This is a genomic window from Psychrobacillus sp. (assembly GCF_056205495.1).
In genome coordinates, this window is the sequence record NZ_JBAEAP010000327.1 from 1 (window position 1) to 11,090 (window position 11,090).

Consider the following 11,090-nt stretch of genomic DNA (forward strand, 5'->3'; position numbering starts at 1 on the left):
AGCTTAAGATGGATGATTACTTAGCAGATATGATTCATGAACAACCCAACCTGATAACTTGCCTATTGCAAAAAAAGGATGATGGTTCTCATGTTATTATTTATACAAATAAAAGTGCTAACGAATTTTTAAAAAGTGCGATAAATTTAAAAAAATTCACTCAAAAATTATGGATTCAAATAGAACCACTTTTTTTAGAAGAGGCGAAGCAGAAAGTCTACCATAACTTTGACATTTTATTAAACGACCAAGTTTATACGTTTGATATTACAATAGCTCCAATGGGAGAAAATACAAGCGGGATATATGGTTTGTTGATGGTTGATCAAACGGCAAAAGCCCAGTTTGATCCCTTATTAGAGGTTCAAGAAAAATACCATTCGTTAATAGAACACAATCTAGACACCATATTAGTTATTGACCAAGAAGGTAAAATTCAATACGCAAATAAAATAATAAACACAGTTTATGGATATAAGTCGAATGAATTATTAAATATACCATTTGAAAAATTTGTAGGAGAAGAATCTCTGTGGAACTTCCGCAATATTATGAGCCATGTAAAGACAGGCAAAGCTACCGAAATGCAGAATTGCTTGATACAACACGAAAAAGGCCATTTTATAAGTACAGATTTAAAAGCAATTCCTATAGTAATTAATGGAACTGTAAGTGGACTTCATATAGTTCTGCGAAATACGATTAGTGATACCGAGGAGCAGGAGCAATTATTCTACCTTGTTTACCACGATCATTTGACTGGCTTATGGAATAGAAGAGCATTAAAAGAACATTTACATGAAAATATTAAAGACGCTCAAAAAACAAATAGTGAAATATCTATTATACGAATTGACCTTGATCGATTTAAATTAATAAATGAATCATTGGGTTATACATATGGTGATGAGTTACTGAAAAAAATTGCAGATCGTTTAAGTTTATATATTGATAAGGCGAGTAATTTATATAGGCAAAGTGGAGATGAATTTGTTTTTTTATTAAAGGGGAAAACAAAGGAAGCTACTAGTGCTTTTGCGGAAAGTATATTAACGGAACTAGCCAAACCGATTTATTTAGATCATCAAGAGTATTTTGGTACAGCCTCTATAGGAATATCGATGTTCCCCTATGATGGAGAAAAAAGAGATGAGTTATTGTTAAAGGCTGACCAGGCTTTATATGTGGCAAAAGATAGAGGAAGAGCTCATTATCGATATTTTCAGGAACAGATGAATTTATCTTTTCCAAATGCAGCCTTAATGGAATCACACTTAAGAAGAGCAATTGAAAAAGACGAGTTGTCTATACATTATCAGCCACAGGTCAATCTATTGACTGGGGAGATAAATTCATTCGAGGCTTTGCTACGTTGGAATAATCGTAAGTTTGGATATGTCTCTCCTATGCAATTTATCCCTCTAGCAGAAAAGTCAGAAATTATTTTTAAGCTGGGAGATTGGGTTTTAGATGAGGTTTGTAGACAATTAAAACAATGGCAAGATAAGGGCTTCCGAATGGCGAGAGTGGCAGTCAACATTTCACCTCAACAATTTAAACAAGATAATTTTGCTTTCAAGATTAGAGATAAAATTAAGAAATTCAATATACTTGCCTCTTCTTTAGAAGTAGAAATTACAGAAAGTGCGATGACCGACTTGCAGAATACCTTCACTATTCTAAAAGAATTGAAGGATATTGGAGTCGTTATATCAATTGATGATTTTGGAACCGGTTATTCCTCACTGAGTTATTTAAGAAAGTATCCAATCGACATTATTAAGATTGATCAGTCCTTTATAAAAGACATGGAAACCGACGAAAAAAGCGCTGCTATTGCAACGACGATTATTCGTTTAGCTCATAGCTTAGGCATGGAAGTAATCGCTGAAGGAGTAGAAAAAAATACTCAGGTTGAAATCTTAAAAGCAGCGAACTGTCAAAAAGCTCAAGGCTTCTTTTTTAGTCGCCCTATCCCGATAGAGGATATTAACAAATCATATATGAATTATCAATAATAATTGTAGACCCATAAGAGCGCAAAACGCGCTTTTCTATGGGTCTTTTTTTATTAGTATAGACTCTAACAAGCCATAGTGCTTTTCTTAGAAGGGTATGCTAAAATATTGAGTGAATGTTCATTCAATTTTAAAAGGGGTGTGTTTCCAATGTTATTAAAGGGGAAAACGATTATTGTCACTGGTGGTTCTAATGGGATGGGTAAATATATGGCAATGGCTTTCGTAGCCGAAGGGGCAAATGTCGTCATTACTGGTAGGGACAAGGATAAGCTAGATAATGCAAAATTAGAGATCGCACAGAATGGGGAACAAGTGGAAGTATTTCAAATGGATGTACGAGACCCTGAGCATGTTGCAGCAATGGTGGAGTTTACGGATAAGGCTTTTGGTAGCATAGATGGACTAGTGAATAACGCAGCAGGCAACTTTATTGTCGAGACCTCCAAGCTTTCTCCAAATGGTTGGAAGACTGTAATCGATATTGTACTAAACGGTACTTTCTATTGTTCAAATGCTGTAGGTAACTATTGGATAAAAAATGGAACGAAGGGTTCTATTATTAATATGCTTGCAACGTATGCTTGGGGAGCAGGGGCTGGAGTAGCTCATTCTGCTGCAGCAAAAGCAGGAGTGATGTCCTTAACTAGAACACTAGCTGTGGAGTGGGGAAGTAAATATGGTATTCGAGTTAATGGAATTGCCCCAGGTCCAATTGAACGTACGGGTGGAGCAGGGAAGCTTTGGGAATCAGAAGAAGCTGCAAAAAGAACAATTCAAGCGGTTCCTCTAAAGCGTTTAGGTAAACCAGAAGAAATAGGTGATCTTGCAACATTCATCATGTCAGACAAAGCTGCTTATATGAATGGAGAAATTGTAACGCTAGACGGCGGTCAATGGTTAAATCAATTTCCATTTTAAAATAAATGTTAACTTCATCTGAAAATGGTGAATTCCATAAAAAATAATAGCGGGTATGTGAAATGGATGGTAGTCACATACTTGCTATTTTTTTATGGAGTAATAAAGTGTTGCGCCAAAGTCAGCAAGCGTTGCGGGAACCAATATGAAGTACAAAACCAAATTCCTCAGATATCGAAACATTTTCAGAGATGTTTAATGAGCGATATCCGCATTTGAATTTAAAAATAATGAGATATTGTAAGCGATTTCATAGTTTTTTATTCCTTTCATATGCTATCATAGTTTTATAGGTTGTGTTTTCCAATTAGGAAAACAGACAAAGGAGTAGGATTCAATGATATTTGTAAGTAGTAAGGACTTTTTGCAAATTCCTATTAAGGATTACATTATTTCAGCAGATAAGGTTGCTCATGTGCAATTAGGAAATAATGCAGAACATGCATTGCTTGTGTTAACAAAGACAGGTTATTCTTCAATCCCAGTCCTAGACGTAAAGTATCGTCTGCAAGGACTTGTTAGTACTCAACAAATTACAGATGAAATACTTGGCCTTGAACATATTGAATATGAACGATTACCTGATTTAAAGGTTGATCAAATTATGAAAAAGGATATTGCTTCTATTCACGTGAATGAAAAATTTCAAAAAGGCTTAGATCTCTTAGTCAATAACCCATATGTATGTGTTGTAGATGATGAGGGTACTTTTATCGGTATTTTAACGAGAAGAGTTATTTTAAAGCAGATGAAAAAGTATTTATACCAATCCCAGGAACCTCAAGAATGATCTAATATAAATAGCTAGCGTAATAATAAGACACTTACTGTTTGGGTTGAACAGTAAGTGTCTTATTTTATGGGCAAAATAATTGGAGTATTTATTTCCTTCAAATTTCTCAAGTCGCAGCCTGTAGCTACGATTAAAAAAAAGAAATACTCATGCTTGATATGTAAAAAAAATTTCCTATTTCTCTTTCCGTATGATTGTTATGACTTTAGAATTAAATTAGATTACTTAATAAAAGAAATTAAGTATACAATTAAGATGACTAAGTACTATAGCGATAAAGTAATCTCAAATGTAAGGAGTAACATGGAATAACTATGAAGAGATGAATGAGAAAGATCAGTAAGTATAAATACATGCTTGTAAATTCTCGTGTGGAACATCAACCATTTGAAATAGTAACCAAACTTAAAGAAAGAGGGTCAATAAATGAATTCAGATTATCTTATTATCAAAACATTAGCTGAAGAACAAAACATGCGTAAGGCAGCAGAGCGACTTTTTCTTTCTCAACCAGCCTTATCCTTACGTTTGCAAACAATTGAAAAGGAATGGCAAACAAAGCTATTTTTAAGATCTCAAAAGGGTTTAACAGCAACTCCTGAGGGAGAACTTGTTATCGAATTTGCTAACAGTATACTACAGCAAAGAGAAGAACTTTTTGAGACCATTCAATCTTTAAGCTCTAAGGTGCATGGAACATTAAAAATTGCCTGTGCCTCAATAGTTGGTCAAAATTGGCTCCCAAAGGTATTAAAGGATTTTGTCCAAACGTATCCGGAGGCTAAGGTTTCTTTGTTAACCGGTTGGAGTTCAGAAATAGTGAAGGCTATTTATGATGGAGAAGCCCAAATAGGTATTGTACGTGGACAAACAGATTGGAAAGGGAGCAAAATACATTTATTTAGAGATACTCTTTATTTAGTGGATAAAGAAATGACAAACATTGATGATGTTTTAACAACAGAAAAGCCTTTTATCCAATTTAAAAGTGATTCGAATTATTATCAAGAAATTCAGCAATGGTGGCAAAAACACTTTTCTGTTAATCCGAAGCGTCAAATTATTGTAGATCAAATTGAAACATGTAAGCAGATGGCTTTAAATGGTATTGGGTATGCTATTTTGCCTTCCATTACACTGACAGGCCATGAGGAGGTAAATAAGATCCCGTTAACTAATAATGAAGAAGAGTTCGAGCTCACAAGGGATACTTGGTTAATAGGGTATGACAGCTCATTCGAACTTCCACAAGTTGAGGCATTTGTAAAAATTGTGAATGAGCATGCGAAGAAATTCCACTAAAGGAACTTTTTTGGGTGAGAAACGTACTAAAAGATATACATAATAGGAGGGAAATAATATGCAGATACGTAAGTTTGCTTTGGCGATCGTAGCACTTTTTATCATTTTTTGTATACAACCATTAGATGCCTTAGCAGCTCCAAGCTTAAAGGTCAAGACTACTCTAGGTTTTGACGGAAAGGCAAAGTATGGAGAGGGCCTTCCTATAACTATCACTGTAGAAAATTCAGGTGATGCTTTTTCAGGGGATATCGTGCTTGATATGTTCGAATCCTATAGTTTAGGGAATGGGCAGGCAATTCCATTTGAAATTGGTGCTAACCAAACAAAGACAGTTCAAATTGCCTCTTCGGGGTTAAGTGACGATTATTTATACTCTAACTCCAATATACAGCTTGTACATTTTTATGAAGGCGGCTGGGAAAAAGGAAAATCTATTGAATATAAAGGCTCCAAGAATTTAAAAGCAAATTTTATGGACCCATCCTCGACCTTTTATTTGACAATGTCTAACAGTGCCGATCGTTTAACTGTTTTAAATGGTTTAAAGCAATCGAATAGTCAGGTAATACATTTGAGTCAGCTAAGTGATTTCAACTATCCGACTGAAGGCATAGCATGGCAAATGGCTGATTATATATTCATAGATGAATATGTTTTAGCTGATCTATCTAATAGTCAGCAACAGGCTTTAGTTGATTACGTTAGTTCAGGGGGGTATATCCTTGCTGGGGCATCTGATAATACGTCCGCAGAACTTGGATTATTAGCCGATCACTTACCGTTCAATTTGCAATCGACCACAAAAAGCCTTTCACCCGCAACTGTTAGCTCTATTACTGGAGAAAAATTATTAACAAATGATTTAACAGTTTACGAAGCAACACTAACTGAAGGTGCACAGCCTTTAATCAATTTAGATGGAACATTACTTGCGGGTCAAAAAAAGCTGGGAAAAGGTGCAATTATACAAACAAGCTTTTCTTTAGGTGATGAGCCTCTAGCAAAAGACGAAGCGTATCCAGAGTTAATGAAAAAAATACTGAACCCATTAAAAACGCAAGCTACTAACTATATGTATGGATATAACGTGAAGGATCAATTAGTACATGATATTGGTAATACTAATTCACTTTTTGCTTCTTTTAAAGTCTCAACTCCTTTGATGATAGGAATTGTAATCGTTTATATGCTTTTAGTAGGACCTTTACTGTACTTTATATTGAAAAGAAAAGATAAAAGAGAATATGCGTGGGGGATTATTCCGCTCCTTGCTATCATAACTTCGGCAGCCATATTTGGTTATGGAGCAAAGGATCGTATTGCCAGACCACAAGTTCAGCAATCTTCATTTTTATATGTAAATGAAGATAGCAGCCTTAGTGGCTACTATGCAGAATCTATTTTAAGTAATAAAGGTGGAGAGTTTGCTTTTACGGCTCCAACTAGTACGTCTATGGTAGCAAATCGAGAATACAACTCCTTTACAGGCGATGTTGTTAATATTCATGAAAACGTAATGCTAGAAAAGAGTGCTTCAAGCTCAGAACTAACCTTCCGCGATCTTGGTTATTGGTCCGTTTCTTCATTTTATGGAGAAACATATATTCCGGATGTAGGTAAAATAGATTCGGATCTTCGAGTAGAGGCAAGTAAACTATCAGGTACTATAACTAATAACTTCCCTTTCACCCTTAAAGAAGTTTCTATTTGGTCAGGTACCAAGTTAATAGAACTGGGAGATTTAGAACCTGGTGAACAAATGGAGGTAAACAAGGATATAGGATCAATTATGCTAACTCCAACTTCTAATCCTTATATTAATAATGGTGGTAGCTGGGGCCAGAATGCAGCGAATCAAGACGATTTAATAACACAACGTAAAAAATCACTGTATTCGACGAGTAAAACTATTGAACAACAGACGAGCAAACCCGCTATTACTGCATTAGTGGAGGATAATGTAATACCAATCGAGCTTAAAGATAAGAAGGTAGAAATGTCTGCACTTCATTTATTAATACAACCATTTGAGGCAGAGACAATTATATCCGGAGATTTTATTCTTCCTTCCACTAGCTTTACGGTTAATGTAGAAACAGATGCATACGGTAAATACATGGAGCCAATGGAAAATAGTAACTTTGAGTGGTATTTAGATGACGGAGAATATATTACGTCATGGAAGCTTCCAGAAACTATAGCAGTAGAAGGTGTGACTTATACACAATTGCAAATTGCTAATACTGACCGAAACTCTCAAACGATTGAGCTATGGAATAATAAATCAGAATCATATGAACCAGTAGATGAAAGCAGATTTACGATAAAAGAAAATATTTCAGATTATATTAACCAAGATGGAGTTATTATATATAAATTGACTAAGAACTCTACAGACGGAAATTCTTATACACGACTTCCAGAGGTTCGGATGAAAGGGGAGGTTAAGTAATGATCGAGATTAAGGGATTAACTAAAAAGTATGGCTCTTTTTATGCTTTAAATGATTTAAATTTAACCTTACAAGAGGGTACTGTTTTTGGATTTGTAGGAGCAAATGGTGCAGGCAAATCTACTACCTTTTCCATTCTATCTACATTATTACAACCAACTTCGGGGGAAGCCTTCGTTAATGGTAAAAGTGTAAAGACGGAGCCCCACGAGGTTAGAAAACAAATTGGCTATATGCCCGATTTTTTTGGTGTCTATGATCAACTGAAAGCAAATGAATATTTGGATTTCTATGGAGCTTCCTATGGTATTCCAGAGGCTGAAAGAGCGGTTTTAATACCCCAGCTACTTGAATTAGTGAACCTAACACATAAGCGTTATGAATATGTAGACCTTCTTTCTCGAGGGATGAAACAACGTTTGTGCTTAGCGAGGGCATTGATCCATGATCCAAAGGTATTGATATTAGATGAACCAGCATCTGGTCTAGATCCACGTGCACGTATTGAAATGAGAGATATATTAAGACAGTTGAAGGAAATGGGAAAAACTATTCTAATTTCTTCTCATATACTACCCGAGCTCGCTGAAATGTGTGATGAAATTGGAGTCATTGACGGGGGTAGGTTGATTGCACACGGTTCGGTACAAGAAATTCAAGCACAGCTTGCCGGTGAAAGACATATAACCGTCAAAGTAAAAGGGTTACTTGAAAATGTAGCAACCTTCTTTGAAGAGGATCCTTTTGCTTCTAAAGTAGAGAGCGACCCTGAGAGAAACGTTATTACGTTTAACTATAGGGGAACGGAAGAAGATCAGATTAATTTACTTAAAAAAGCAGTAGAGCAACAACTAAAAATTATATCGTTTGCAGAAACAGAAACAGATTTAGAAGATGTATTTATGGAAATTACGAAGGGGGCGAAGTAAGTGAAACAAGCTTTAAATAATCCAGTACTTATCAAAGAGATAAAACTTCGCTTTCGCTCTCTGAAAAGCTTCACAGGTATTTTGTTTTATCTTATTGCCATGTCGATTTTTGTGTTTGGTTTTATACTATTAACAACATCTTTTACAGGCACAGGATATTTTAGACCAGAAGAAAGCTTCTTTATGTTTGTGATGCTTACCTATATTCAGCTCGGTCTTATTCTTTTCATCACACCTGGTCTCACAGCTGGAGCAATTAGCTCAGAGCGTGAGAAACAAACCTTGAATATATTGTTAACAACGTCTCAAACCTCTTTTCAAATTATTATTGGAAAGCTTTCTTCATCCATTGCTTTCTTATTATTATTGTTAGTGGCAGGCTTACCTGTATATAGCTTTGTGTTCCTTTTTGGTGGGGTATCACCAGGACAGCTTGGGCTAATCTTTTTATTCTTTTTCTTAACCATGCTGGCAATTGGCGGTATAGGCATTATGTATTCCACAATTATTAGGAAGACGATTGTTTCTATGATTGCTACCTACGGGACAATGATTTTTTTAGCTGGGGTAACTGGATTTATTTATCTAGTCCTTACTGGTATGAACAGTATGGCTACGGGAGCACTTGCAACTACTCCTCAGCCAATAGCTCATTTTTTTGCAACGATTAATCCGGTTGTCCTTATGTTAAATTTAACAATGTCCAGTTCGGAGAGCTTTATCGGCCAAACAACGAATATAGATTTTCCGATATGGGCGGGATATGCTATTTTTTACGTTTTACTAACGGTGTTAACAATCTTTATAGCAGTCAAAAAGTTACGAGTTAATATGAAGAAATCTAAGTGAGGAGGATTGTAAATGGAGGACAGAAACAGATTGATTCTGTGGATTAAAAAAGCTAGATATAGCCTAGCAATTGAGCACTATTCTAAAATGCTTCAAGGAGCACTCTTTTACGCATTTCTTTCTGTTGCTGTGATTTTACTAATTTCTCGCTTATTTGTCTTACCATACTACACAATTTATGCTTGGTCATTAGCAGGTAGTGTCTTTGTCATTTTTTTAGGATGGGCATTTTGGAAAAGACCAAAGAAAGAAGTTGCGCTTCAACAGTTAGACAATTATTTTCCAGATAATGTTCTATTGACTGCCGTTTCATTTATGCACAATAAAAACCCCCTCGCTCAAGGTATTTTGCGCAAAGCTGAAACTAGTGGGGGAGCAGCTTTTGAGGCATTTAAAAAAAGAAAAAAGAATTATTTTGAAGTAAAATGGATGGTCGGGTTTGTAATCTCATGTGCGGCTATTCTTTTGCTATACACCTTTCCTGCGACTACTCAATTAGAGGCAAAAGATATTGAACAAGAAAAACAAATTATAAGTGATATAAAAAAGGAAGTAGAAAAACTAGAGAAAAAAGATTTATCTAAAGCAGTAAAAAAAGATTTAGAGGAATTAAGGGAATCATTGAAGGATACAGAACTTGCTGAGGAAGCATTGAGAGAGCTTATAAAAAAACAAAAGGAGCTTGCTCTTAAGGAACAAAAATTAGAGGAAAAGAAAGAGATGGCTAACCCAGAAGGATCAGAGGGAGCCACTTTAAACGAAGCCGAGCAAAAAGAGCTTGCTTCCTTAAAGGAGTCTAATAGCGCATTGGCAAAAAGTTCAGCATCTGCCCACTCTACTCTAAGTAAAATGGGGAAAAAACTTCCATTTTCCACGAACAATGTAGCACAAGGTAATACAAATTCAAATAATAACAGTAACAATAACCAGCAAGGCCAAGGACAGCAAAGTCAAGGACAACAAGGTCAAGGTCAGCAAGGTCAAGGACAGCAAGGCCAAGGACAGCAAGGACAGGGTCAAGGTCAAGGGCAGGGACAGGGACAGGGTCAAGGACGGCAAGGTCAAGGACAGGGTCAAGGACAAGGACAAGGACAAGGACAAGGTCAAGGCCAAGGACAGGGTCAAGGACAAGGTCAAGGCCCAGGACAGGGTCAAGGTTCAGGTGGTCAAGGCGCTGGTAAGGGTTCTGGAGGAAGAGACCTCCTTTCTATTCCTTCTAGAATAGGTGGTACTGGAGATACGAGTGTAGACAGTGGAAGCCTTGGCGAGGGTAATTCTTCTAGTGAAGAGCCAGCAGAAGCGCCTACAACTAGAGGTACGGTTAAATCTTACGAGGAAGTCATCAATGAATACTCGGACTCCTATTTAAAGAGTTCGGAAAGAATGCAGCTTCCTTCTGATTTACAGAGGATTGTTCAGGATTATTTCTCATCCGTAGAAAATAACGATTAATGGAGGAAACTATGGATTTAACAACGGAAGACTATATCAATATGAGTAAACGTTTAGAAACGGTTCGCCAGGAAATTGGTCAATTTATTGTTGGACAAAAAGAGGCAGTAGAATTTTCTATTTACTGTGTTTTAGCAGATGGGCATGCACTTTTAGAGGGATTGCCAGGACTTGGGAAGACCATGCTTATCCGTACAGTTTCTGAGGTACTTGACCTTTCCTTTTCACGTATTCAGTTCACCCCTGACCTCATGCCATCAGATATTACGGGGACTAGTATGATCGAACGATTAGAGAGTGGAAAACAACAATTTAGTTTTCAAAAAGGACCTATATTCAGTCAGATGGTTTTGGCAGATGAAATAAATCGT

General features: G+C 36.3%; 9 protein-coding genes. All 9 read left to right on the forward strand.

Translation table 11 applies throughout. The features are described from left to right. On the forward strand, positions 1-2,018 hold a 2,018-nt coding region (locus tag AC06OU_RS09625; RefSeq protein WP_475855455.1), incomplete at its 5' end, for a putative bifunctional diguanylate cyclase/phosphodiesterase. 150 nt (positions 2,019-2,168) lie between these two features. Then, positions 2,169-2,939 carry a 2,4-dienoyl-CoA reductase gene (gene fadH / locus AC06OU_RS09630; protein ID WP_475855456.1) on the forward strand — a complete coding sequence of 257 codons (771 nt, stop codon included), beginning with the start codon at positions 2,169-2,171 and terminating at the stop codon, positions 2,937-2,939. 337 nt (positions 2,940-3,276) lie between these two features. Further along, positions 3,277-3,729, forward strand: coding sequence for a cyclic-di-AMP-binding protein CbpB (gene cbpB, locus AC06OU_RS09635; protein ID WP_169358901.1), 453 nt, complete (start codon positions 3,277-3,279; stop codon positions 3,727-3,729). A gap of 429 nt (positions 3,730-4,158) precedes the next feature. Next, on the forward strand, positions 4,159-5,034 hold the full coding sequence (locus AC06OU_RS09640) for a LysR family transcriptional regulator (RefSeq protein ID WP_475855457.1): 876 nt from the start codon (positions 4,159-4,161) through the stop codon (positions 5,032-5,034). 58 nt (positions 5,035-5,092) lie between these two features. Beyond that, entirely contained in the window at positions 5,093-7,489 is a 2,397-nt protein-coding gene (locus AC06OU_RS09645; protein WP_475855458.1) for a hypothetical protein, read from the forward strand. After that, positions 7,489-8,418: an ABC transporter ATP-binding protein gene (locus AC06OU_RS09650; RefSeq protein ID WP_475855460.1), complete on the forward strand. Its 930-nt coding sequence runs from the start codon at positions 7,489-7,491 to the stop codon at positions 8,416-8,418. Before AC06OU_RS09645 ends, AC06OU_RS09650 begins: the two co-directional genes overlap by 1 nt. Continuing rightward, positions 8,419-9,267, forward strand: a complete 849-nt coding sequence (locus tag AC06OU_RS09655) for an ABC transporter permease (protein ID WP_475855461.1) — start codon at positions 8,419-8,421, stop codon at positions 9,265-9,267. It abuts the gene before it with no gap. A gap of 12 nt (positions 9,268-9,279) precedes the next feature. Continuing rightward, entirely contained in the window at positions 9,280-10,719 is a 1,440-nt protein-coding gene (locus AC06OU_RS09660) for a hypothetical protein (RefSeq protein ID WP_475855463.1), read from the forward strand. Between the two features lie 11 nt (positions 10,720-10,730). Then, on the forward strand, positions 10,731-11,090 hold a 360-nt coding region (locus AC06OU_RS09665), incomplete at its 3' end, for an AAA family ATPase (RefSeq protein WP_475855464.1).

Bases quoted from the DNA above. Each gene is read 5' to 3' on its own strand.
- fadH (WP_475855456.1), top strand. From the start codon at position 2,169: ATGTTATTAAAGGGGAAAACGATTATTGTCACTGGTGGTTCTAATGGG.
- cbpB (WP_169358901.1), top strand. From the start codon at position 3,277: ATGATATTTGTAAGTAGTAAGGACTTTTTGCAAATTCCTATTAAGGAT.
- AC06OU_RS09640 (WP_475855457.1), top strand. From the start codon at position 4,159: ATGAATTCAGATTATCTTATTATCAAAACATTAGCTGAAGAACAAAAC.
- AC06OU_RS09645 (WP_475855458.1), top strand. From the start codon at position 5,093: ATGCAGATACGTAAGTTTGCTTTGGCGATCGTAGCACTTTTTATCATT.
- AC06OU_RS09650 (WP_475855460.1), top strand. From the start codon at position 7,489: ATGATCGAGATTAAGGGATTAACTAAAAAGTATGGCTCTTTTTATGCT.
- AC06OU_RS09660 (WP_475855463.1), top strand. From the start codon at position 9,280: ATGGAGGACAGAAACAGATTGATTCTGTGGATTAAAAAAGCTAGATAT.